The sequence below is a fragment of the Fibrobacter sp. genome (assembly GCF_045112255.1).
Taxonomy (GTDB): domain Bacteria; phylum Fibrobacterota; class Fibrobacteria; order Fibrobacterales; family Fibrobacteraceae; genus Fibrobacter.
Window position 1 is genome coordinate 1 of sequence record NZ_JBGUHR010000072.1, and the last position, 24,821, is coordinate 24,821.

Below are 24,821 nucleotides of genomic sequence, written 5' to 3' on the forward strand. Positions count from 1 at the left end.
TTCGAAATGAGCATCGGTGGCGTGAAGAAGTTCTACGAAAACCAGCTCTGCCAGATCCGTCCGGCATTCGGCGGTAACATCGTCGCAACGATTGTGAACCCGGAACACCGCCCGCAGATGGCAACCGTCCGCGAAGGTGTGATGAAGAAGGAAATCGTGGATCCGAACTACAAGGGCGAAGTCATCAAGCACGACGTGGCCAAGTACGTTCCGGAAACGGAATACGTGGTCAAGGTGCTCGAACGCCATGTGGAAAAGGCCAAGCACAACCTCAAGGGCGCTCCGATCGTGGTCGCCGGTGGTTACGGCATGGGCTCCAAGGAAAACTTCGACATGCTGTTCGAACTTGCCAAGGAACTCCACGCTGAAGTCGGTGCTAGCCGCGCCGCTGTGGACGCAGGTTTCGTCGATCATGACCGTCAGATCGGTCAGACTGGCGTGACGGTCCGCCCGAAGGTCTATATCGCTTTCGGTATTTCCGGCCAGATCCAGCACCTCGCTGGTATGCAGGATTCAGGTATCATCATCTCCGTGAACTCTGACCCCGAAGCTCCGATCAACGCTATCGCTGATTACGTGATCAACGGCACCGTCGAAGAAGTTCTCCCGAAGATGATCAAGTATTACAAGGCAAACAACAAGTAAGCGCTATGGCAAATTTCTACACAGATCACCCCGAGATTAAATTCAACCTCGAAAGCAGCCCCTTGATGCAGCGCATTGTCGAGCTCAAGGAAAACGGCTTTGCTGACAAGGACAATTTCGACTATGCGCCGGAAGATTTTGCCGACGCTATGGACAACTACAACCGCGTACTCGAAGTCGCTGGCGACATCACCGCAAACACGGTCTTCCCGAACTCCGAAGACGTGGATGCCGAAGGCCCGCACTGCGAAAACGGCCGCGTCCGCTACGCATCCAAGACCTACGAAAACCTCGAAGCCACCCGCAAGGCTGGCCTCAACGGTGTCACGATGCCGCGCCGCTTTGGCGGCCTCAACTTCCCGATTACCGCCTACACGGCCATCAACGAAATGATTGCCTCTGCAGACGCCGGTTTCGAGAACATCTGGTCCCTCCAGGACTGCATTGAAACGCTCTATGAATTCGGCGACGAAGACCAGCGTTCCCGTTTCATCCCGCGCATCTGCGCTGGCGAAACGATGTCCATGGACTTGACCGAACCGGATGCAGGTTCTGACTTGCAGCGCGTGATGCTCAAGGCCACCTACAGCGAAGCTGACAAGTGCTGGTACTTGAACGGCGTGAAGCGCTTCATCACGAACGGCGACTCCGACATTCACCTGGTGCTCGCACGCTCCGAAGAAGGCACGCACGATGGTCGTGGTCTTTCCATGTTCATTTACGACAAGCGTGACGGTGGCGTTGACGTTCGCCGCATCGAAAACAAGCTCGGTATCCACGGAAGCCCGACTTGCGAACTAGTCTACAAGAACGCCAAGGCTGAACTCTGCGGCCGCCGCAAGTTCGGTCTCATCAAGTACGTGATGGCCCTCATGAACGGCGCCCGCCTCGGCATTGCCGCTCAGTCTGTGGGTATCAGCCAGATGGCTTACAACGAAGCTCTCGCCTACGCCAAGGACCGTAAGCAGTTCGGTCAGGCAATCGTGAACTTCCCGGCCGTCTATGAAATGATCTCGAACATCAAGGCTCGCCTCGATGCAGGCCGCGCCCTCTTGTACCAGACAGCTCGTTACGTCGACATCTACAAGTGCCTCGAAGACATCGAACGCACCCGCAAGCTCACCGACGACGAAAAGAAGGAACTCAAGCTTTACCAGAAGCTCGCTTCCGCTTGCACACCGCTCGCCAAGGGCATGAACTCCGAATACGCAAACCAGAACAGCTACGACTGTATCCAGGTTCACGGCGGTTCGGGCTACATGCTTGAATACGCTTGCCAGCGCCTCTACCGCGATGCTCGTATCACCTCCATTTACGAAGGTACGACGCAGCTCCAGACGGTTGCAGCACTTCCGCACATCACCACCGGCAGCTACGGCCTCATGCTCGAAGAACTCGAAGCTATGGATGTTCGCCCGGAATACGAAAGCCTCAAGGCTCGCGCCAAGGCTATGGACGACAAGTACAACGAAGCTATTGAATACGTGAAGTCCGTTGAAAACAACGAATTCACCGACCTCTGCAGCCGTCACTTGTACGAACTCGCCGCCAACTGCGTGATGACCCTGTTGCTCCTCCGCGACGCCACCAAGGCACCGGAACTGTTCGACAAGAGCTTGAAGGTGTACTTGAACCTCGCCGAAGCCGAAGTCGCAAAGCACTACAACTTTGTGAAGAGCCTCCGCATGGAATCGATGGAGAGCTATAAGCAGGCGTAAGCTAGTAGGCAGTAGACGGTAGGAAGTAGGAAGTGATTAGAAAATAATCGTGACTACGCCGCCTACTGAAACGCGAAAAGGAATTGCCCCGGCTCTAACGAGTCGGGGCTTTTCTTTCATTCACAAGAATTCACCACTGACGTGGGTCGCGCTATTTTTTAGGGTAACCACACATCAAGCAAAAAAACTTCAGAAATCACTTTATTTTTCCTTCAAGATTAAGTAATCCCTTCAAATTTTTAGAGGCCATAGATGGCTTGCCGATATCGCTGTTATAAACTCCAGCAATACCCCACGTATCCTTATTATTTTGCTGATTTTTAATATTTTTATTGGCTTTACGAGCCCAAAAAATAAGGAAAGATTCCAGCTCCTTGATTTCTTTTTCCAGCAACTGATTCTTTTTTGAAGAACTGATAAGGAACATTATAGGCGTTCCCTTTTTATTGTTAGCTAGCACACAATTGTAAATGTCTTTCTTGTGTGGAGTAAAAATTTCCTGTTTAAAAGATTTTTTAGCCTGACCAACATACCAAGGGGTAAAGCCTTTACCAGCCCGAATCGCAAAGATATAACATCCTCGCGTATTTAACAAATCAATCTTTTTTTGTATTTCTCCATTCTCTAAAAAAGACTGTATATGTTCTTTTTCAATTCTTCTCGTTCTTTTTTCAAACGGGATTTCAAACGGTCCAATAGGTTCAAATTGCGTGGCCGCCATTTTATCTCCAATTTATTAGTTATTTTATTTGATATAAAAGTAATAAATTATATCATTCTACCAATCCGTTGGAAAAAATAGATACCGTATAAGGCTAGGATTCTACCGAAACACATAGCATAAAGCCCACATATACCTTAATGGGACCTGTTTTCTTTAAAATACATAACCAAAAGCCAAAAATCAAATGTAACAGATTAAGGACTCAAGAGCCTATATACATTCTTTTTCCATCAGTCATCAAAATATGTTTTTTAGAAAATAACATCTATATCCGACATTAGAATGCATTTTTTAGGCAAATTTCGGCATTCAAGACGAGAACAGGATTCTAGTCAGATACACTCATAAAAGTTACAACAAATCAAGAAAACAACCACCCCGCTGAAAGAATTCCAAAACAGAAGCAGCCTTTTCAGGGGTATCGATTTTTCAAATCGTCAAATACCTCATCAAGCGATTTTCCTCTGCCCTCAACAGCGTCAGCATAACCTCGTTCCATTTTGCGTTCGAACTCTTCGTCTGTTTCTAGTAGAGCATCGCAACGCAGTTCATCGCTTGTATTATTTTCAGCATCACTCATACAACAACTACTTGGGAAAATCCCTAAAATAAAAATGTCTCCCACTGGGACACATCAACGAGAGGTGTGGGGAGTCCTGTTGCAACAAATATACATCCAATTATCATAACTCGCAAGAGAGCCAACTCTCCATGCAAAATAGCCCGATTTCGCAACGAAAAACGGCGTTTTTAGTGCAAACTGTAGAGGAAAAGGGCTTTTCCAACTTGGAAGGGGGTTGGCAAATAAACAGTGAAAAAGGTATATTTAAAAAAGAATCAACCGGAGTAAGGTATGCTTGATGTTTGCGAATGCATAAAACCCGACTCATATGTCAGTTCCAACATTGACGATGTCATGGACTTCGTTAATGAACGAAAAGAGCCGTTAGTAATAACCCAAGAAGGAAAATCTCGGGCTGTTTTGGTTGATGTCGAGACATACCAGGATATGAAAAACGCCTTTAACCTGCTAAAAATCATTCAACTTTCCGAACGTGATGTCCAAGCCGGGAGAACAGAATCAGCAACATCGGTATTTCAGGAACTAAGGCAGAAATACAATGTCGCAAGATGAAGTTTACAATGTCATCGTATCTCAATTCGCAAAAGATGACTTGAATGAGATAATTGAATACTACGACTCATTGAACAAAACCTATGTCGAATCCGTAATCATTCAATTCGAAGACAACATTTTATCATTATCACATTTTCCACAAAGCGGACGAATCGTTCCAGAATTATACAAACAAGGCATTGAACGATACAGAGAAGTAATACAGGGAAATTACCGAATTGTATATGAAGTCAGAGAAAAAGATGTTGTTATCCACACGATTATTGACAGTAGAAGAAATTTTGAAGAAACCTTGATTCTTAAATTAATGCGATACATAAAAAAGTAAAGAGATTTCTATTGCAAAAAGACGCAGACTCAAATGAAGCTGCGTCTTTTTCTTTTTAGGGGCAAGAGCCGGGCGTTGCGGGCTGGCGTCTGAAGCCCGCAGTGGGGGGAGCGTAAGACCCGACGTACAAAGCGACTGCAAGGAAAAGCCGTGTAAGGCGACCCCGGCACAATGGCCGGGGTAACAGGTTGAAATGATAATGTAAGTCGGGGCTGGAGCGAGGGGGATTCCTCCCCCTTCATATAATGGTAATGAAGGTTTCATGGATAACAAGAAATTTCAACGAACTTAACCTTTTGCATCTTTTTTGCATAAATTTATAGCATGAAACCGGCTCTAAAAATAGTTGCGATTTTGCTCATCATTTGCGCTACAAGCGTGACGACGGCGCTTGTCATGAAGAAGCTGTACACCGACACAAAACAGACGAGCATCACGAGCGAGTTTGTGGAGCAGCAGATCAGCGAGATTTCGGAGCTTGCAACCCTCCACCACCACTACCGCAAAAACGCAAACTTCCAGGACGCGAAAAGGCTTCTCGAATACATTCCCGACTGGAGAATCAACAAGTCCATAAAGGAATTTTCGCTTGTTTATCAGGGAGATGTCAAGCTGGGTTACGACTTGAAGGACATCAAAATTCTTGTCGAGCCGAACACGCAGAGCATTTTCATTTATCTGCCGGAACCCAAGATTCTGAGCCACAGCATCGATTTCGAGAGTATCCAGATTCTTTGGGAAAAGCAGGGCTGGTTCAACAACATCCGTTTTGAGGACTTCAAGCAGTTCTTTATTTCCGAACAAAAGAAATACGAGCAGGAAAACAGCGCGGAACTCAAGCGCAGGGCCCGCGAGCATGCGATGAAGTTAATCCAGTTGCGGCTCGGGACAACCATTGAACGCGGCTACAAGGTCAATCTGGAACAGCGCGAATAAGACTGGCGCCGTTTAGATCATTTCGTTTAAAAGATAAAAGCCGTCTTCAATTCCAAATTCCAGATGGTTTCTTTAAAATCGTTTCCAAAGTGGACGTTCGCCCCTAAAGAAACCAGATAATGATTATTGATTATGTACGTTCCACCAAAGTAATTTGAAAAGATATAGGGAAAATCAAATGTCAGCGGAAGTTCTTGCAATTCGTTGTACAGCCAGGGGCAAAAAGCCGAGAAAGAATAAGAAAGCGCAAATTCGCTAAACGGGAAAGCGTTTACATAAAAACCAAAATTTCCATTGTATTTCCATTCGCTACAATCATCGCATTCAATAACGCCCTTAGAACTCGTTCCCGCTCCAGCCAAATTTCCTTGATCATCTATATAAGGGGCATACACCGAATACGAGACTTTAGCTAATCCTAGTGATGCAAAAGCTCCCAACTCAAAATATCGTTCATTTATGCCTGCAGTCACGCGTACATACGGAAAAGGATCAAGTCCAAAACCGATGCCGCCCAGCAAAAAAGTCTTTTTACCAAAATAATCAATAGAGGCCGCCACTGGGAATATCTTGAAATCATAGTAGACATCGCCAGCAACTGGATCCAAGGTGTACTCAAAGCCATTAATCGTATCGTTCCAAATTTCTTTCAAATGCAAATGTCTATCATTGGGATTTCGAATCGACACATTGACTTTCCACGCACTTGAATCATCATCCATAGCAAATGTTGGACCAGTATACGCATCGGGAACCAAGGCTTCAAAAGAACCTCTTTGCACCTGGGCCCCACCGCATCCAAGCAAAAGCAATGAAACACAAATCGTCAATATAAGATAAATTCTCATTTTCTCTTTCTCACTTACGTGTATATAATAAGATACAAAATAAACTACAAAAAAACTGGCCGCCCCGGATGGGACGACCAATTCAATTGTAACTGGATCCTTCGACTCCGCCTAACGGCTTCGCTCAGGATGACACAGCAAATTAGTTACCGCGTTCGAAGCGGATGAAGTTCACGACCTTCAAGCTGGTAAGGCCGAGCTGCTTTGCAACGACTTCCTGGAGGTAGTCCTTGACAGAGAGCTTCTTCGGGTTCTTTTCAGACATGAAGAATTCCTGGTCTTCGAGAACGATTTCCTTAAGGACCTTAGCCACGCGGCCATCAATCTGGCGCTGCATGAATTCAGGCTTGGTCTGCTTGCCAGAAGCTTCGATCTGAGCCTTGGCAATTTCCTTTTCCTTTTCGATCGTTTCAGCCGGAACTGCAGCATCGTTCAATGCAACCGGAGCGAAAGCAGCGGCCTGCATAGCGATGTCCTTAGCAGCCTGCTTGAGAGCAGCTTCGTCAGCAGAGCCTTCGAAAGCGAGTTCAGTGATAACACCGATCTTGCCCTTCATGTGGCTGTAAACGCCAAACACGGAGTTCGGGACCTTCTTGATTTCTGCAAACTTGCGGAAGTCAATGTTTTCCTGAATCTTCACGAGGACGTCCTGGAGGCGGTCATTGATCTTGACGCCGTCGACGACAGCGTTCTTGAGATCTTCGACGGAAGCGATTGCCTGAGTTTCGACAGCCTTGGTAGCAAGGGCTGCGAGGGCAACGAAGTCGTCGTTGTTGGAAACCGGTTCAGTTTCGCAGGTGAGTTCGAAAGCAGCAGCCTTTTCTGCGGTTTCGATAAGATAGACGCGGCCTTCCTTAGCAGCCTTGTCTGCGCGCTTTGCAGCAACAGCAGCACCCTGCTTGCGGAGGAGTTCCAAAGCCTTTTCCATATCGCCGTCAGTTTCGGTGAGTGCCTTCTTGCACTGCATCATGCCGACGCCAGTCTTCTGGCGGAGTTCGTTAACGAGGGAAGCGGTAATCTGCATATTACTTGTCCTCGCCGTTGTCGAACTTCTTCACTTCTTCCTTGGATTCCTTCTTGTCAGCAGCGACGCGCGGCTTGACGTTAGCAGCAATGTAGTCCACAATGAGCTTGAGGGACTTCACAGCGTCGTCGTTTGCCGGAATCGGGTAGTCCACGAGGGTCGGATCGACGTTCGTGTCGCAGATGCCGATGATAGGAATGTGGAGACGGCGAGCTTCTGCAACAGCGATCTTTTCGTGAGCGAGGTCGGTCACGACGAGAAGGCCCGGGAGGTTCACCATTTCGCGGATACCACCGAACACGTCGAGGAGCTTGGCGCGTTCACGAGTCTTGTCGAGGACTTCCTTCTTGGAGAGAGCCTGGAAGGTGCCGTCCTGTTCCATGGTGTCGATCTTGTCGATCTTCTTGATGGACTTGCGGACAGTCTGGAAGTTCGTGAGCATACCGCCCAACCAACGGTTGGTGACGGAGAACTGGTTGCAGGTAGCAGCAGCGTCGAGCACGCACTGACGTGCAGTCGGCTTCGTGCCAACGAAGAGCACGGTCTTGCCTGATTCAGAAATCTTGGCAGCAGCCTTAGCAGCTTCTTCGAGGAGGTCACGAGTCTTGGAGAGGTTGAGAACGTAGATGCCGTTCTTTTCTGCCAAGATGTACGGTTTCATTTTCGGGTTCCAGCGCTGAGTCTGGTGACCAAAGTGGGAGCCTGCTGCAAGCAGATCTTCGACGGAAGGCAAATTAGCCATAGTATATTTTCCTTTTCGGTTGTTACTACCCGGACTGCAATTAAGCCACAAAGCGAAGTCAATATTAATTGTACCGCGCCACCGAAGCGACTCTTGCAAGCCGGTGATTGTTTATGCCCAGGCGATATTGCTTGGACGAGTGCAAAGATAGAAAAGATAGACGAAAGACGAAAGACGAGAGACGAAAGAATATGCTTAAAAACAATGAAAATCGTTGGAAGTAGGAAGGAAATGCGAAAAAATAGGTGCTTTTTATAGGAGGGGGAAGAATCCCCCTGATTGCAGCCCCATGTCATCCCCGCGAAAGCGGGGATCTCCATTGGTCTTACATCACCCCCACGAGCGGGGAGTTCCCCGCAACGCCCCCACTACTTTTTCAAGAATTCCAAAATCCTTGCTCGGAAATCCAGGGCTTCGTCGTAGGCGGCGTGGCCGTAATTTTCGTAAACGTACAGTTCCGTCGGCACGCCGTTTTGCTTTAGCACTTCGGCGATTTCACGGGAGGCGATCACGCCCAAGACCTGATCGAGTTCGGCACCCAAAACGAGTGTCGGGCACTTGAGTTTCGAAAGGCCTTCGTACGCTTCAAAAGCGAGGCATGCACGGGCCAGCACGCAGAAACGCTTCATGTCCTGTTCTGTTGCATTCGTGTTCATGCGCATCAGGCTTTTCTTGTACTTACGAATGGTTTCTTCAGAAAAAACTTTATCTATAAAGTTCGAGCAGAGCGCTTCAATATCGCGAGCTTCGGCAAGGCGTTTCCATTCAGTCATCACCGCGCGGGACATATCGTTCAAGCGGGAAGCGCTGCAACCAAGTACCAAGCGTTCGACTTTCTGCGGGAACTGTTCTGCAATAAGTTGTGCAATCATGCCCCCTTGCGAAATGCCAATTATGCAAGCGCGTTCAATGCCCACAGCCGACATTGCTTCTGCGGTATCCGCGGCCATTTCTTCCATCAGGTACGATTCGCCAAAATTCTTCTTGCGATCGAACAGGTAAACCGTAAAATCATCTGCAAATATTTTATATGAATCCACCACCATCGAAGCAATGCCCATCGTACTTTTCAGGCTCATCCCCGGAAGCAAAACAAGCGGGCGCGCGCCCGTGCCAAACTTCAGGTAGTCCATTTCAAAGCGGTCAGTCTTTACGGTCTGTACAGAATAATCAATCATATTTTAAAGATACTATAATTTCAAGGTCTTCAAATACGCTTTTTGCTCATCGGTAATGCGATAGCTTTCAATCGCCTTTTGGATGGTCTTGTTGTGCGTCCAGGCGTCGAGCACACGTTTTTCAATGAACGGGAGTGTCGCCTCGTACTGTTTTGCAAGCGCCGTTGCAAAGAACCACGCGACCATCATATTGAGGTAATATTCTTCACTGCGGATTTTCGAAACCCACTTTAAAAATTTCGGATCAAAGTCATCGTCCAAAAAGAACGACATCAGCGTTTCAATACCAAAACGCACGGTATAAACATTCGTCACCGGGGCCTTAATCCAGCGCTGAACATCCTTCAAAAGTTTTTCGCGATTCGCAGCCTTCGCAAATACCTTCGGACGCATCTGATCGCAGGTCGCCCAATTATCCACGTACGGCAAAAACGCGTCCACATGCGAAACGCAATCATCGTAATCCTTTATTAAGGACAAAATAAAAGCATGGACCTGATTTTCGTCGTAATACTTGTGCGGAAGCGCAGTCAAGAATTTTTCCACATCAGCGTGGTTCGCAAATTCCTTCGCAATCGCACGCAAGTCGGGAGTGCGCACACCGATAATCGTCTTTGCATCCGTCGTCGGGATAAGCTTGCTATGGAAAGCCTTGAACTTTAAATCCTGCTTTGCGAAAAGCGCTTTTTGAATTTCGTTGATGATGGACATAGGTAATTAGGGGTCGAAAGGTCCCATTCTCAAAAGGGAAAACGTGAACAGAAAACTCACATAAGGATTCTTTTTTTCGAAAAAATAGCCCGCTTCAATATTCAATATACATATCAAATCCAAACGAATAGACGCTCCATAGTCAAATCCCGACGATGAAAACCATCCCACCTGAGGGCCAACGGCAACACCAAAAAGAGGGCGCAGATACTGAATGTTCGGATGGATCAATACACCATATTCGTGGTCCATATAATCGTAAACATACCTGGTTCGGATAGACCACAACAACGCATCATTGGGCACCCACAGACCTTCTGCATTCTCAGGGCGTTCTTGCTCATAGATTAAACTTAAAGGAGATCCCCATTCCACCCCAGCCACAAACATACTCCCACCACCGATTTCAAATCCATAAGGCATAGGTATATAATCCGAGGCTTTTTTCTTGGGCGTGTAAACCGAATTCTCTTCTGCCATAGAAATACTCGGCAAAAGCAGAACAAAAAGAAGAACGAGTGTACGAATAAACTTCATGGTTGTGAATATATAAAAATCCCCGGAATTTTAGATTCCGAGGATAAAGTATTTCGGGTTTGGCAAGGAGATTCCCGATCAAGTCGGGAATGACAATCCAGTCAATTATGCCTTAACGGTTGTGAAGCTGAAAGCTTCGCCGTCGGCGTCGTTAGCTTCGAGGCCATCGGCGACAGCAGCCCACTTGATGGCGACAGCCTGCGTCTCGCCGGCAATGTAAGCCTCGTTCTCCGCGACAGCCTGTTTGAAAACATCACTTGCGGAGAACAGCGTCACTTCGATCTTGTCGGTGATGGCGTAGTTCTGATCCTTACGGCGGTTCTGGATGCGGTTCACGAGTTCGCGGGCCACGCAAGCACGGCGGAGTTCATCCGTAATCTTGAGGTCCAGAGCCACAGTGAAGTGCTGGTTGGCTTCCACAGCCATACCATCAGCCACGATGCGGTTGAGCATCAAGCAGTCAGCACCAACTTCACCGAAGTCGAACTTGATGGTTTCGCCAGCCTGGAGAGCCTTGATTTCGTCAACCGTGAGGCTGTTGAGCTTGGCAGAAATCACCTTCATGTTCTTTGCGTAATCCGGCCCCTTTGCCTTGATAGCGAGGAAGTTCGGCTTTGCAGAAAGCTTCACGAGCTTGGTTTCGTCTTCGAGGAACTTCATTTCGCGAACGTTGAGTTCTTCAAGGATCAAATCCTTCATCGTTTCGGCAACGTCCTTTTCGACCTTACCGTGAGCAACGACCGTCATGCTGGCAATCGGCATACGGTTCTTTACATTGTTCGTAGCACGAATCACGCGGCCCATTTCAACCATGCCACGCACCATAGCGATGCGTTCCACAAGCTTTTCGTCCATGAGGGACTTGTCGGCACTCGGGAATTCGCAGAGGTGCACGCTCACCGGAGCGTTAGCATCGACTTCGCGAACGAGAATCTGGTAGATTTCTTCGGCGAGGAGCGGGAGGAACGGAGCGAGAATCTTGGAGAAGTCTACGAGCACCTTGTACATGGTAGCGTAGGCGGCATTCTTGTCGCCATCGTTTTCGGACTTCCAGAAACGGCGACGGCTGCGGCGCACATACCAGTTCGTGAGGTCATCAACCGCGGCAATCACGGCGGGCACCACATTGTACAGGCGGTAAGCCTTCATTTCCACTTCAACCTTGGCAGCGAGATCCTGCAACGTTGCGAGCATCCAGCGGTCAAGTTCATTGTCGCTCTTCACTTCCTGACCCGGCTTCCACGTGAGCTGGCCCTTGGCGGCGTCAGCGTTGTGGTTAGAGACAAAGAATGCGACAGCGTTCCAAAGCGGCAACATCACCTGCTTCACGATGCCCTTCACGCCTTCTTCGCTGAAGCGGAGGTCTTCGGCCTTCAAAGCGGCGGAGTTAATCATGAACAAGCGAATAGCGTCGGCACCCGTGCGTTCGATGAGGTCGTTCGGGTCCGGATAGTTGCGCTTGGACTTACTCATCTTGGAGCCGTCTTCGGCCAAGATAATACCGTTCACAATCACGTTCTTGAATGCCGGCTTCTGGAACAAAGCGTTAGAAAGCACGGTCAAGGTGTAGAACCAACCACGGGTCTGGTCAAGGCCTTCGGCGATAAAGTCAGCCGGGAAACTGCGTTCCACGAGTTCCTTGTTTTCGAACGGGTAATGGCGGCTGGCATACGGCATAGAACCGGATTCGAACCAGCAGTCGAAAACTTCCGGTGTGCGGCGGTAAACCTTGCCGTTCTTTTCGATGGTAAGCTTGTCCACAAAGTGCTTGTGCAAGTCATCAAGCTTCACGCCAGTGAGCTGCTGGAGTTCTTCGATAGAACCCACAGCAATCATGTCGCCGTCATCAGAGAGCCACACCGGAATCGGCGTACCCCAGAAACGGTTACGGGAAAGGTTCCAGTCACGAGCGCCTTCGAGCCACTTGCCGAAACGGCCGTTCTTAATGTGGTCCGGGACCCAGTTCACGGTCTGGTTGTTTTCGACCATCCATTCCTTCAGAGTCTTGGTCACGCCGTCCTTGCTTGTAACAGGAGCGTCAATCTTCAAGAACCAAGTCTTGAGGGCGCGGTAAATCAGAGGAACGCCGGTACGCCAGCAGTGCGGGTAGCTATGCACGATCGTGTCCTGCTTGAACACGCGGCCCTGTTCCTTGAAGTAGCGGATAATTTCCTTGTCGGCCTCCTTAGCGCCAAGGCCCTTCCACATTGGGACCTTGTCCGTGAACTTGCCTTCGGTATCGAGCGGGTCGAAAAGGCCGAGGTCGAGTTCAGCACCCTTCTGGAAGTCTTCTTCACCGAAGGAAGGAGCGGTATGCACGGCGCCAGTACCATCTTCGGTACTCACGTAGTCAGCCGGGTAAATCTTGTAGTGGCGGGACAACTGGTCCGGCGTCACGAACGCATCGGAAATACGGGAAAGCGGTTCGTAGTCCTTGCCCACGAGTTCAGAACCCTTGCAAGTATCAACGATGTTCGGGTTCTTGAAGTAAGCGGCGGTGCGGCTTGCGGCAATCCAGTACTTCTTGCCGTCCTGTTCCACAAGGTTGTAGTCCATGTCCGGACCCACAACAATGCAGAAGTTGGAATAAAGTGTCCACGGGGTCGTCGTCCACACGAGGATGCTCGTGTCCTTGAACTTGGCTTCGTCCGTGTTGAGCGGGAAGATGAGCGTCAGAGACGGGTCCTGACGGTCCTTATAGCCCTGGTTCGTTTCGAAGTTCGAAAGCGGAGTCGCGAGAGCCGGGCTGTACGGCTGAATGCGGTAGCCCTGGTAGATGAGGCCCTTGTCGAAGCACTGCTTGAACACCCACCACACAGATTCCATGAAGTTCTTGTCCATGGTCTTGTAGCCCTTGTCGAAGTCGACCCAGCGGCCCATGCGGCGAACGGTCTTCTTCCATTCGCTCGTGTACTTGAGCACCTTGCCGCGGCAAGTTTCGTTGAACTTATCAACACCGAGCTTCTGGATTTCGGCAACACCAGCGAGACCGAGTTCGTTCTGCACGAGAGATTCAATCGGAAGACCGTGGCAGTCCCAACCGAAACCGCGCGGAACCTTCTTGCCCTTCATGGTCCAGTAACGCGGAACGATGTCCTTGATGGTACCGGCAAGCAAGTGACCGTAATGCGGAAGGCCCGTTGCAAACGGAGGGCCATCGTAGAAAGTGTACGGTTCGGTTTCCGGACGACTGTCCAGCGACTTCTTGAAACTTTCGTCCTTGTCCCACAATCCGAGCACACGCTCTTCGATCTGCGGGAAGGTCTCTTCTTTCTTTACTTCACGAAACATGATTACCTCGATATAGTAGACAGTAGGAAGTAGGAAGTAGACAGGGAGTCCGCTTAAACCTCTACTGACCACAAGGCGTTAAATTTTCGGCGGTAAAGATAGAAAATTCCACCCCCCAATATCAAATCAATAAAGCAAAATGGCGCCTATACGATACATCGAGCGTCCATCCTTATACAGGAATTTTTCGGGAGCGCATTCCACATAAAACCCCTTTGGATTCTTGTTATTCCAAAACGCGCTGAATCCAAGCGTCAGCACATTTTTGCGTTTGGCATACGCGGGCAAATTTTCATTCCCTTTGATATCATCGAAATACAAATCGATAAAGCCATAGTCTTTCTCGACAACGCCACCACTGTTAAGTGCCACCCTGTCAAAATTAGCATAAGCACCCAATGAAAACTCATCACCGATATCGAACATGGCACCGCCGCCAATGTTATACAAAATAAACCCATCAAAGCGGCCTTTCGGATTTTTCACCTTAGGCTCGTAATTCTCATTTCGCTTATTAGCATAATAACCGCCGACAAAAGAGATTCCCGCGCCAAAATAGACCGGGCCGATCCACTGCACAAAGCTAGGGCGAATACCGATATCCATTGGAAGCGAAACCGGAACTCCCAAGAATAAGCCACCCTTTTGCCCATGGATGGAATAATCAAAAGAAAACAGGTTGATGTTCATATTCAGCGAAAGCCCCGCAACCGTCGTCGTATAGTGTGGCGAAGAAATTTTATCATTTTCACCCGCTCCCGCAGCAATCAACGCGACATCCACATAATGATACTTTTCCCGATCCGTCGAATACTTGAGAACCGCAGCCTCACCCAGCAAGTTTCCAGACGAAGTCGCCGCACATCCCGAAAACATCAAAGACGACAAACACAAAAACAAAAATCCTGCACAAATTCTTTTTATACTAGACAAATTCATTTTCCCTTCCGCCTAAACAGAGATTTTTGTACAAAATACGAAAAATATTCCAGTGGTCATATATTCCAACTTGGAATACGTAAGAAGGCTTGCTTAAAAAAATTTCTGTTCCAATGTAATAAAATTATATATAATAAACCTATCGGGAGCAGTGGTATTAATCCTCTACTTACGCTGAAATGTAAGAAAACCGTTAGTCCTTTTTGGACTATCGAGATTAATTGTAAACCTTGAATTTACAATTTCTTGATAGCTATATTAGCGGCTAATCCATTAAAAAAAACAAAAACAGAGGTACGAAAATGGCAGTAGAAGACAATTACAAAGTTGGACATGTCATCATGATAACCCTTTCCGCCGCCATCGGAGGGTTCCTATTCGGTTTTGACTCGTCCGTGATCAACGGCGCCAACGTTGCACTAAAAGGTTACTTCAATTGTAACGATATGCAGCTTGGACTTGCTGTTTCTCTCGCATTGATCGGCGCTGCCGTCGGTGCATATTTCGCCGGACGCTTGGCAGATAAGTTTGGACGTGTACGTTGCATGCTCGCAGCGTCCGTCCTTTTCTTTATCAGTGCAATCGGTTCTGGCCTTCCGTTCACCATCTACGACTTCATCGCTTGGCGCGTCATCGGCGGTATCGGTATCGGTGTGGCATCCATTATCGCCCCGATTTACATTGCCGAAACCTCCCCGGCGCATTTGCGTGGGCGTCTCGGTTCCATGCAGCAGTTCGCCATCGTTATCGGTATTTTCGTAGCCCTGCTTTCCAATTACATCACAGTCCTTATTGCAGGTTCCGCAAGCAACCTGATTATGGGCGTTGAAGCATGGAAGGTGATGTTCTGGGTCGAAGCCGTACCGGCATTCCTCTACGGTGTCGCCGCCTGGCAGCTTCCGGAATCTCCGCGTTACCTTGTAAGCAAGGGCCGCATGGCAGAAGCAAAGCAAGTTCTCTCCTTGATCGCAACGACCGGTATCGATGAAAAGGCCCAGGAAATCGAAGATTCCTTCAAGACCCACAAGCCGGCCAAGCTCGCCGACCTCCTCGAAACGATCGCCGGCAAGAAGCGCATCGCCCCGATTGTCTGGGCGGGTCTCGGACTTGCCATCCTCCAGCAGCTCGTGGGTATCAACGTGATCTTCTACTATGGTTCCATGCTTTGGCAGAGTGTCGGCTTCGGTGAAAGCGACGCCTTCCTTACGAGCGTGATTTCCAGTGCTATCAATTTGACCATGACCATCGCCGCTATTCTCCTCATCGACAAGATTGGACGTAAGCCGCTTTTGCTCATCGGTTCTGCGGGCATGGCCGTAACTCTTGGCACACTCGCCTGCTGCTTCCTCTTCGGTTCTGATGCTAGCGGTAACCTCGTCGGTTCTAGCGGCATCCTGGCACTCCTCGCTGCAAACTTCTACGTTGCATTCTTCGCTGCAACCTGGGGTCCGGTGATGTGGGTGATGCTCGGAGAAATGTTCAACAACCGTATCCGTGCAGTCGCCATCTCCGTTTGCGGCCTTGCACAGTGGGGCGCTAACTTCCTGGTCAGCTGGTCCTTCCCGGTTCTCGTCGGTAAAGACGGCATCGGCATCGGCCCGACATACTTGATCTACACAGCCTTCGCAGCTTTGAGCTTTATTTTCGTCGCCAAGCTGGTGAACGAAACAAAGGGCAAGAAGCTCGAAGCCATGTAATCACAAGAATCGCTATAAATCAACCCATCGAAGGTCTCGGATTTTCCGGGACCTTTCCTTATATAACTATTTTGATTGTTGTTGGATTAGGATTATGAATTACAAAATATTAGCACTCGCTTTTGGACTTGCAGGAAATGCCATGGCAACTCCCATCAAGACTATTCCCTGGAACGGCCATGTCGGAGCCGTAAGTTTCACTTTTGACGATGCACTGGAAAACCAGGTACAAAATCTAAAGCCCGTGCTAGACAAGCAACCCGATGTACATGTCACGTTCTTCCTTACAAGCATGGGAGACGGTTTTAGAAAAAGCGCAGCAGGATTCGCCGCACTTGCAAACGCAGGGCACGAAATGGGCAACCACACTGAATCGCACGGCCACCTGACTTCGATCAGCGACAACAGCGAATTGGAAAAAGAAATCATCCAATTTGCCGAAAAAATCGAAAAGACTCTCGCGGATAACGGGGCAAAAATACGCGTGATTTCATTTGCCACTCCGTTCTGCGAAGACAACGACAATGTCAAAGGTTTCATTGCCAAGCACCATTTCATCAACCGCGACTGTGGCTGGCATGGCCGTAACGAATGGGATACCGAACCGGACTGGCTAAGCCTCAAGGCCAAAATCTGGACGCGCTCAGGCGCTTCCGTAGACGAGATGCTTTCGTCGCTTGATACGGCGGCATTCATCGGCAACTTCGAAGGCGCAAACCCGTGGGACGTTCAAGTGAAAGGCGGTTCCTGGCTTGTCGTTTTGAATCACGGTGTCACAGATGACAAGGGCGACGATTACGCCATCGACCCTGCGGATATCGAAAAGCAGTTCAAACACGCTATCGAAAACAAGCTTTGGGTGGCACCGTTCGGCACCGTAGGCGCCTATTACCGCGCACACTTTATCGTCGATGCCGCCAAAGAAACCGCAACAGAAGACGGTTTTACTGTAGAATGGGAAATTCCAAGTGAATACATGCCAGCAAGCGTTCCGCTCCGCGTCAACATCGACACCCAAAGCGTTGGAGAAAACGCAATCGTAGAACAGGGCGGTAAAACCATCAAGCGCGAAAGCGACGGCAGTTATGTTATCGAATTCACAGAAAAGAGCCTCAAGGTTCGAAAGCCAAAGCCTGGCGAGAATCCCGATTCGGTAACGTCACTTCCAGGCGCGACAACACGCGCACTTGCGACTCCCCCAAGCAACACTAAGTACACACTTTTTGACCTGAACGGGAATGACCTTGGGAATGTCAACGGCTTTGAAGTACCTGCAAAATTTCCAAAAGGCACGTACATCATCCGGGCCGAAGCGAACGGACAAGCGCCAATTTCAAAGAAAGTTTCTCGATAAAAATACAAAGGTGATTCCGTTCCGACATAAGTGCGAGTTCAAAAATAATGGATCCCCTCCCAAATGAAGGGGCAAGAAATAATGGGTCCCGTCGCTACGCTCCAGGATGACAAGGTCGAGGATGACAGAAGCCCCGTCGAAGCGGGGCTTGACAATCAGAAGATCATTTTTTTTCAAAGACTATATGCAAAAAGCCGGGGCTTTCGCCTCGGCTTTTCGCTTTTTTAGGAATTCAAACTTGAATTACTTCACGTTGACACGGTTCATTTCGGAACCGACGCGAACGATGTAGGAACCCGTAGCCGGAACGTTAACCGTCAAGTTGCTGCTCATCAGCATGCCACCGGCAATTGCCTTGCCCTGCATGTTGTAGACAGCGAACACGTTACCAGCCTTAGCACCGTTGATTTCGAGCTGCATGCCGTTTGCGCGGACGCTGAAGGTCGGAACCATGGAGACCTTGTAGAGGCCAACCTTATCATCGATCTTGATGCCAGTGAGCTTGACCGGATCAATAGCCTGCTGGGATTCATCGAGGAATTCAACAGCCTTGATAGAGATTTCACCGATACCGCCCTGAGCATCCTTGACTTCCCACTTGAAGCCAGTAATGCAGGTGACGATTTCAGAGCCTTCCGGAGCCTTATCTCTATTAACCCAATCCAAAAGGCCACCAAAGTTGTTACCATCAAGGAAGCCCTTAAAGCCAAGTTCCGTCGGAGTCATATCGTAGGTCACTGCAGTATAGTCTCCAGTCGGATCCACGTAGATACCCGGTTCTGCACCAGCTTCAGCAGTCTTGTCATTCAATACTGCAAAGCGGATCGGGCCACTGGTCTTTGCCGTAACACGGACATACTTGACACCGAGAGTGTTGAAGTTCACGCCGCAAGTCTTCGATTCCTTGCATTCATCTTTCTTGAAGGAAACTGCAATACCAGCAGACGGATACTTGAGGAGACCGGCCTTAGCCTTTTCTTCAGTCCATTCCGGTTCCGGACCAATTTCCATGGAAGCGCGAGCAATGATAGAGCCATCGTCCAACTTGTAAAGCGGAGAAGAGCCAGAATCCGGGACCATTTGGGTGCCGATGCCGAGCTTGTCGTGGTATGCACCCCAGTTCCAGAGACCCGTAATGCCAACAGTCGTATCACCGTATGCCTGCTGAACACCGTCACCTTCCTTGATGGACGGAGCCTTGCTCGTGTCCGGTGTGAACGGAGTGAAACCAGTCGTATTGTAGAGGTTCGGCATGTTACCCGTCACGAGGAGGAGGTAAAGCATGTTCAAGGTAGCCGGATAGTACTTTTCACCCGTCACAGATTCGCCGCAGCCAGTAACAGTTGCGCAGCTCTTCTTTTCCTTAAGGACCTTGTAAACGGTGCCGAGATAAGTCTTTGCATCGTCGCTTTCGATAGAAGATGCAGCAAGGCCAAGACCGCCGGAGAACGTAGAAGACACAAAGTTACGGGTGCTGCTTTCATCTGCAATGTACTTTCCACCAGAATAGGCATAACCAGAGTTCACGCCACTAGCAGTACGAGTCGTCGGGATAAGCCAATTCACGACCTTCTTATTGAAAGCCTGAGCCTTGGTATCACCATACCAATAGTAAGCCCATGCCATACGCCACGGAGTACGGGCAGCGTCATCGTAGAAACCGATATCGTTAGAAACAGCTGCAGCCGTCAAAATCGGCTTGTGAGAATTCCAGTCGCACCAGTCCGGAACAAGACCGGTCGTAGCATCCTGGCAAGCGTTCAAGTCGGTATAAGCCTGGGAAATAACGCTAGACCAGGAACCGCCGGCAACATCCTGGAAAAGCTGGAAGTTGGCAGTCGTTGAATAGCTCGGGTTGAAACCGTCATTCCACTGGTTACCCGGCTTAATCTTGTTGCTAGCAATATCATTGGAAGCAATCCAAGAAATGAGGGACTTACCAGCAGTGAGGTAAGATGCGTCGTTCCACTGCTTGGAAGCCATAACGAGAGCGAGAGCGGCGTCGAAGTCAGCGTCAGATGCAGTACCTGTACCGCCGCTGCAACCGATACGCCAATTCATACCACCATTGGAACCAGCGCTGTTGCTTGTCCAAGTGTTATAAAGTTTCTTGAAAACTTCTTGATCGTCCATGTAGACGGTAATCAACATACCATAAGCAATAGCTTCGGAAACAGTAGAGCAATCACCTTCTGGAGCAAGGACCCAGCCCTTGTCAGCCTTGTACCAGGCCTGCTTCCACAGGTCATAATGTTCCTTGATCACCTTCGTATCGGCATAATCAATAATCGTGCCGTGCGGGTATTTCATGTTCTGCGGGAACGGGAACTGCCCAGCAGAAGCTGTCACTGCAGCTGCTGCAGCAACACCAAACATAACTTTCGCCAATTTTTTCATATGAATTCCTTTAAAAAAAGATTTCACCCATCCACCGTAAAAGATAGTTTGAAAGCATAACGAAAATCAACCCTTCTTTTGTAAAAGGATTGACATAATGCGCCAAATCACACTTAAAGTGTTCTCGAAATGTTCGTTTTTGCTAATTTACGTTTACATTTCTCTGGATTAAGGAACTCATTGTCATAAGAACCTTTGCAACAACAAAAGGTTTTGTCAAATGGTCATCCATACCAGCGGCCAGAGACTTCTGACGATCTTCTTCAAAAGCATTTGCCGAAAGCGCGATAATCGGAATCCTGACCTGGGGATGCATTTTCCGAATGGCCCGTGTTGCTTCATAGCCATCCATCACCGGCATCTGGATATCCATCAGAATACAGTCGTAATAACCTGGCAAATGTTCACGGACTTTCGACACAGCCTCAAGCCCATTTTCCGCTATTTCAACAATCATTTCGGCATCGTTCAGGAAATCCTGCGCAACTTCCCGGTTGAACTCGTTATCCTCGACAAGCAACACGCGCTTGCCCTTTAAAATTTCGCTATTTTCAAGAGAGTTTCCCTCGCCACCATCAATAACGACATCTCTTTCTGTCGCTATCTTGAATTGCGTCCGCAGGCATACTGTCGTTCCCATTCCAACTTCACTTTGGATATCGATTTCGGCTCCCATCATATCGACAAGCCGCTTCACAATGGACATTCCAAGACCTGTACCCTGTACACCGCTCTGAGTCGAAGACTGTTCACGGGCAAACTCGTCGTAAATATGTTCCAGAAATTCCTTGGACATTCCAAGACCATTATCGCTAATATCAAAACGGAAAACAGCAAAACCATCGACTTGGCAAGGGAGTTCCTCTATAGCAAAAACGACACGCCCGCCATACGTCGTAAACTTTTGCGCATTGGATAAAATGTTCCCCAGAATCTGACGAAGACTGTTCACATTGGCGACAACAAATTTATTCTTAATATTCGAAAAGTCATAAATAAATGAAATATTCTTTTGTTTCATCAACGTCTTGTAGGACTCACAAAGTTCTGTCATGCAGGAGGGCAGATTCACCATCCGTTCCTTTTGCACAATCTGTCCAGATTCAATCTTTGCCATATCAAGGACTTCTTCGATCAACTGAAGCAGATATCCACCCGACATGCGGATTTTCTTTAGAGCATCCAGCACCCCTTCGCGACTTTCAATATGGCGTTCCGCACGTTCTGTATAACCCATAATTGCATTCATCGGCGTACGGATATCATGGCTCATATTCAGCAAGAACTTAGATTTCGCCTCTTTAGCCTCGGCAGCAAAAGCATTGGCTTCGCGCAACTTGTAGTCGAGTTCATCCTGGCGGTTTTTCATTTTTCGACGGAAAGCAAGCCAGACAAGTGACGCAATCAGGACAAAGCCTATAGAGCAAAAGATTACGCCAAATACAGAAGCAAGGCGAGACTGTTCCCGCACCAGCTCCCCTGAATAGCTGGGTGTACGAAAGCCCGCATATTTCGTGATCTTAGCGCGGACCGTCCTTGGTGAAAGTGCCAAGACGCCTTTTGTCAAAATAGAAGCCAGCTCACGCGGAAACGTCCGCGGCACGGCAATACGCATTCCAAGCAGCAGGCTATCACGGCCTTCGACCAGCTGATTATAAAAATACGGCGGAGTAAACACCCACGAATCGTCACCGCCCGCCATACCATATCGACCATCGAGAACAACGAGCGGCTTAGACTCGTCGTAAGTCATGACAAATTCATATTTAAGTCCCACATGCCGCACTACTTCAGCAAAGATATCCAGCAAGATTCCTCTGGGAACATTCTTGTCCATGTATGCATAAGGGAACACTGCATTCCGGACCGTCACACGGACCACTTTGTCTTTGCTAAGGAAATCCTGCAAGAACAGGCGTTCACGCTCGCTGAACACCGACAAATCCAATATACTGTCGCCATAATATTTGCTGTACAGCCGATTTCGCCAATTGGGTTCCGTTAAGTCCATCTGCAGAATCGCATAGTTTATTTCTGCAAGCAATACCGAATCCGATTTGCGCACAATGAAGCAACTCGAATTTCGCCCAATAGGCAGCGAATATGCAAATAGGTTTTCAAGATCCTGCGCCCGATCCGCTGGTGATGCCAAATCTATCTCGCCACGGTCAAGCATCTTTACCATGTCGTCCCATTTTTTCTCGTAGCCGACAAGTTCAAAGTTCAAATTTGCGTAGCGAGACATCTGGCGAAGCAAATCATACCCATATCCGCGTTTTTCGCCATTCTCCGATATTTCATGATAGCCGGCATTAGCGAAAAAGCCCACTTTTACAGTACGTGGACTAGCAAAGGCATGTTCCCCTAGCAGCAGCAACAATAAAGCATATAAGACCTTTGCACACATAGGCAACCATCCGGCAAACTCTTCTTATATTTATATTACAATATATATACAATTTTTATAAAAAAGGCAATATTGAACATTTTAGCACAGGATGTACTTTAGAAAATCGATCAACAATTCAGCAGAAGTTACATTTTTCTTACGCTCAGTTTGTAAAATTATATACATTTAATATGTATTGTATTTGGGTTTGAAAGGAATGCGTTATGGAAGAAAAACGCCCTCTTATTTTGGTTGTTGACGATGTGGCTATGAACAGAGCCCTGTTATCCGACATACTTAGCGACAAATACGATATTATCGAAGCCGAAAACGGAAACGAAGCATTAATGCTCCTGCGCGAGAAGACTTCTGAAATTTCGCTCGTACTCCTTGATATGGTGATGCCCGAAAAAGACGGCATGGAAGTCCTAGACATCATGAACAAAAACGGCTGGATCAACGAAATCCCCGTCATCATGATTTCTGCCGAAACAGCCCACACGCTAGTCGAAGGGGCATACATGCTCGGCGTTACAGATTTTATCGGGCGTCCGTTCGACGAAATGGTCCTCAAGAACCGGGTAAACAACACCATCCGTCTTTACAAGAAGCAAAAGAGCCTCTCCGATCTCGTCTTAAACCAGATTTACGAAAAGACCCGCAACAACAGCATGATGGTCACCATGCTGAGCCATATCGTGGAATTCCGCAACGGCGAAAGCGGGATGCACGTGCTACACATCAACACCATCACCGAAATGCTCCTGCGGGAACTGATGCGCCGCACGAACAAATACAACATCAGCAAAAACGACATCGGCGTCATTTGCACGGCATCGTCCATGCACGACATCGGGAAAATCACCATTCCAGATGAGATCCTGAACAAACCGGGCAAGCTCACTCCCGAAGAGTTCAACATCATGAAAGGGCATACCATCAATTGCGCCCAGATGCTAAACGCGGTACCCATCGGAAAAGACGAACCCTTAATGAAGTACGCCTACGAAATCTGCCGCTGGCATCATGAACGTTTCGACGGTCGTGGCTATCCTGACGGTCTGAAGGGCGACGAAATTCCAATTGCCGCACAAATTGTTTCCATCGCAGACGTCTACGACGCACTTACAAGCGAACGCTGCTACAAACGAGCTTTCACGCACGAGAAGGCTCTCGAAATGATTCACAACAACGAATGCGGCGTATTCAATCCAATCTTAATCGAATGCCTCGACGCCATCGCAGACAAACTTATTAACGCCTTGCAGACATTCGACTGGAGCAAGCAGGCCGACAAGGACTTTTTCTACATTGCCGACGCCATGATGAACAACCCGAAGCACCCGATTTACAACCAGGCATTTAGGCAGTTTATCAACGAGCGCAAAAAAAGTCACTTCTTTGAATCCACGGTAGACGGGATGCTCTTTGAATATTCCTACACTCCTAGAGTCATGAAGCTTTCTTCGAAAGCATCGAAAATGCTCGGGCTGCCCCGGACTATCGTAGACGACTACAAACCAAGTCTCGACGCGCAAGACAACGCTACTACCGAGAACCTGGAAAAGATCAAAAAAATTTTGCGGCGCAAATCAACGCCAAAGGACAAGCCGTTCCTTCTTAAACAAGCTTTTAACATAGACGGAAAGAGCACCCCCTGCAATGTCAAGGTTCTCCAGATTTGGGCAAAAGGGCAAAATAAGGCTCCCGAACTCACTTCCGTTTATGGACACATCGACGTGATCAAATAACTAAGGATAGATTTATGACACTCTCTGAATTTTACAGCTCTCTCGGCGAATCTCTGGACGAAGTTCTTGAACGACTCCGCATGGAATCTCGTGTTACTAAGTATTTGGGCCTCTTTTTGAACGACCCAAGCTTTAACGATCTCAAGGGAGCCTTTGCAAGTAACGATGCAAAGACGGCATTCCGCGCAGCGCACACGCTTAAAGGCGTTGCCGCAAATCTCGGACTGAACAAGCTTTCAGCATCAAGCAGCGAACTCACCGAAGACTTACGCCCGGAAGCATTTACGGCAAACTCCCAGACGCTCCTGGAAAAAGTCGAAGCGGATTATAATGCTGTTGTGGAAGGGATAAAGCAATTGGAATAATTTAGACGAGAGAACGCCGCAATGCGGCTACAGACGAGAGACGAAAGAGTTTAAAAACAAAATCAATTTTATTGATGCCTTCGGCACGATTACAAATCTCCCGTCTCTA

General features: G+C 48.4%; 21 protein-coding genes. 9 read left to right on the forward strand and 12 right to left on the reverse strand.

Annotated elements, in window-relative coordinates; genetic code table 11:
* Positions 1-645: electron transfer flavoprotein subunit alpha/FixB family protein (locus ACJMM9_RS10330; protein WP_405326445.1), on the forward strand; the 645-nt coding region annotated here is incomplete at its 5' end.
* Between the two features lie 5 nt (positions 646-650).
* The gene (locus tag ACJMM9_RS10335) at positions 651-2,363 is read left to right on the forward strand and encodes an acyl-CoA dehydrogenase family protein (protein WP_405326448.1); all 1,713 of its coding nucleotides are present in this window, start codon (positions 651-653) and stop codon (positions 2,361-2,363) included.
* 196 nt (positions 2,364-2,559) lie between these two features.
* Here ACJMM9_RS10335 and ACJMM9_RS10340 read toward each other — a convergent pair whose 3' ends face one another.
* Both ACJMM9_RS10340 and ACJMM9_RS10345 read right to left on the reverse strand, forming a co-directional pair.
* The gene (locus ACJMM9_RS10340) at positions 2,560-3,084 is read right to left on the reverse strand and encodes a hypothetical protein (RefSeq protein ID WP_405326451.1); all 525 of its coding nucleotides are present in this window, start codon (positions 3,082-3,084) and stop codon (positions 2,560-2,562) included.
* Between the two features lie 415 nt (positions 3,085-3,499).
* A complete protein-coding gene (locus ACJMM9_RS10345; RefSeq protein WP_405326454.1) occupies positions 3,500-3,667 on the reverse strand; it encodes a hypothetical protein in 168 nt (55 codons plus the stop codon).
* A 273-nt stretch (positions 3,668-3,940) separates the two neighbouring features.
* Between ACJMM9_RS10345 and ACJMM9_RS10350 the strand changes: the two genes are divergently transcribed.
* The 3 genes from ACJMM9_RS10350 to ACJMM9_RS10360 all read left to right on the forward strand — a co-directional run bounded on the left by ACJMM9_RS10350 (position 3,941) and on the right by ACJMM9_RS10360 (position 5,489).
* Positions 3,941-4,222, forward strand: coding sequence for a type II toxin-antitoxin system Phd/YefM family antitoxin (locus ACJMM9_RS10350; protein WP_290945723.1), 282 nt, complete (start codon positions 3,941-3,943; stop codon positions 4,220-4,222).
* Positions 4,209-4,553 carry a type II toxin-antitoxin system RelE/ParE family toxin gene (locus ACJMM9_RS10355; RefSeq protein ID WP_405326458.1) on the forward strand — a complete coding sequence of 115 codons (345 nt, stop codon included), beginning with the start codon at positions 4,209-4,211 and terminating at the stop codon, positions 4,551-4,553. The genes ACJMM9_RS10350 and ACJMM9_RS10355 overlap by 14 nt, the downstream gene beginning before the upstream one ends.
* A 324-nt stretch (positions 4,554-4,877) precedes the next feature.
* A complete protein-coding gene (locus ACJMM9_RS10360) occupies positions 4,878-5,489 on the forward strand; it encodes a DUF4230 domain-containing protein (protein WP_405326461.1) in 612 nt (203 codons plus the stop codon).
* Positions 5,490-5,515: 26 nt separating this feature from the next.
* Here the strand turns inward: ACJMM9_RS10360 and ACJMM9_RS10365 are convergent, their stop codons facing one another.
* From ACJMM9_RS10365 to ACJMM9_RS10400, 8 genes are all read right to left on the reverse strand, one after another.
* Positions 5,516-6,337, reverse strand: coding sequence for a hypothetical protein (locus ACJMM9_RS10365; RefSeq protein WP_405326463.1), 822 nt, complete (start codon positions 6,335-6,337; stop codon positions 5,516-5,518).
* A 142-nt stretch (positions 6,338-6,479) separates the two neighbouring features.
* Positions 6,480-7,361: a translation elongation factor Ts gene (tsf, locus tag ACJMM9_RS10370; protein ID WP_088641340.1), complete on the reverse strand. Its 882-nt coding sequence runs from the start codon at positions 7,359-7,361 to the stop codon at positions 6,480-6,482.
* A 1-nt stretch (position 7,362) separates the two neighbouring features.
* Positions 7,363-8,103 carry a 30S ribosomal protein S2 gene (gene rpsB, locus ACJMM9_RS10375; RefSeq protein ID WP_015731872.1) on the reverse strand — a complete coding sequence of 247 codons (741 nt, stop codon included), beginning with the start codon at positions 8,101-8,103 and terminating at the stop codon, positions 7,363-7,365.
* Positions 8,104-8,471: 368 nt separating this feature from the next.
* The gene (locus ACJMM9_RS10380; protein ID WP_405326468.1) at positions 8,472-9,281 is read right to left on the reverse strand and encodes an alpha/beta fold hydrolase; all 810 of its coding nucleotides are present in this window, start codon (positions 9,279-9,281) and stop codon (positions 8,472-8,474) included.
* 12 nt (positions 9,282-9,293) lie between these two features.
* Positions 9,294-9,992 carry a DNA alkylation repair protein gene (locus ACJMM9_RS10385; protein ID WP_405326471.1) on the reverse strand — a complete coding sequence of 233 codons (699 nt, stop codon included), beginning with the start codon at positions 9,990-9,992 and terminating at the stop codon, positions 9,294-9,296.
* Between the two features lie 6 nt (positions 9,993-9,998).
* On the reverse strand, positions 9,999-10,472 hold the full coding sequence (locus ACJMM9_RS10390; RefSeq protein ID WP_405326474.1) for a hypothetical protein: 474 nt from the start codon (positions 10,470-10,472) through the stop codon (positions 9,999-10,001).
* Between the two features lie 162 nt (positions 10,473-10,634).
* On the reverse strand, positions 10,635-13,820 hold the full coding sequence (gene ileS / locus ACJMM9_RS10395) for an isoleucine--tRNA ligase (RefSeq protein WP_405326477.1): 3,186 nt from the start codon (positions 13,818-13,820) through the stop codon (positions 10,635-10,637).
* Between the two features lie 126 nt (positions 13,821-13,946).
* Positions 13,947-14,603 carry a hypothetical protein gene (locus ACJMM9_RS10400; RefSeq protein WP_405326480.1) on the reverse strand — a complete coding sequence of 219 codons (657 nt, stop codon included), beginning with the start codon at positions 14,601-14,603 and terminating at the stop codon, positions 13,947-13,949.
* 458 nt (positions 14,604-15,061) lie between these two features.
* Here ACJMM9_RS10400 and ACJMM9_RS10405 point away from each other — a divergent pair, with 458 nt between their 5' ends.
* The gene (locus ACJMM9_RS10405) at positions 15,062-16,456 is read left to right on the forward strand and encodes a sugar porter family MFS transporter (RefSeq protein ID WP_405326482.1); all 1,395 of its coding nucleotides are present in this window, start codon (positions 15,062-15,064) and stop codon (positions 16,454-16,456) included.
* 94 nt (positions 16,457-16,550) lie between these two features.
* Positions 16,551-17,810, forward strand: a complete 1,260-nt coding sequence (locus ACJMM9_RS10410) for a polysaccharide deacetylase family protein (protein ID WP_405326485.1) — start codon at positions 16,551-16,553, stop codon at positions 17,808-17,810.
* A gap of 243 nt (positions 17,811-18,053) precedes the next feature.
* On the opposite strand, the gene ACJMM9_RS10415 is transcribed toward ACJMM9_RS10410, so the two are convergent.
* Both ACJMM9_RS10415 and ACJMM9_RS10420 read right to left on the reverse strand, forming a co-directional pair.
* The gene (locus ACJMM9_RS10415; protein WP_405326488.1) at positions 18,054-20,207 is read right to left on the reverse strand and encodes a glycosyl hydrolase family 8; all 2,154 of its coding nucleotides are present in this window, start codon (positions 20,205-20,207) and stop codon (positions 18,054-18,056) included.
* Positions 20,208-20,349: 142 nt separating this feature from the next.
* Entirely contained in the window at positions 20,350-22,536 is a 2,187-nt protein-coding gene (locus ACJMM9_RS10420) for a response regulator (RefSeq protein ID WP_405326491.1), read from the reverse strand.
* A gap of 284 nt (positions 22,537-22,820) precedes the next feature.
* Between ACJMM9_RS10420 and ACJMM9_RS10425 the strand changes: the two genes are divergently transcribed.
* Both ACJMM9_RS10425 and ACJMM9_RS10430 read left to right on the forward strand, forming a co-directional pair.
* A complete protein-coding gene (locus tag ACJMM9_RS10425) occupies positions 22,821-24,347 on the forward strand; it encodes an HD-GYP domain-containing protein (protein WP_405326493.1) in 1,527 nt (508 codons plus the stop codon).
* A gap of 14 nt (positions 24,348-24,361) precedes the next feature.
* Positions 24,362-24,712: an Hpt domain-containing protein gene (locus ACJMM9_RS10430; protein ID WP_405326496.1), complete on the forward strand. Its 351-nt coding sequence runs from the start codon at positions 24,362-24,364 to the stop codon at positions 24,710-24,712.
* The last annotated feature ends 109 nt before the right edge of the window (positions 24,713-24,821 follow it).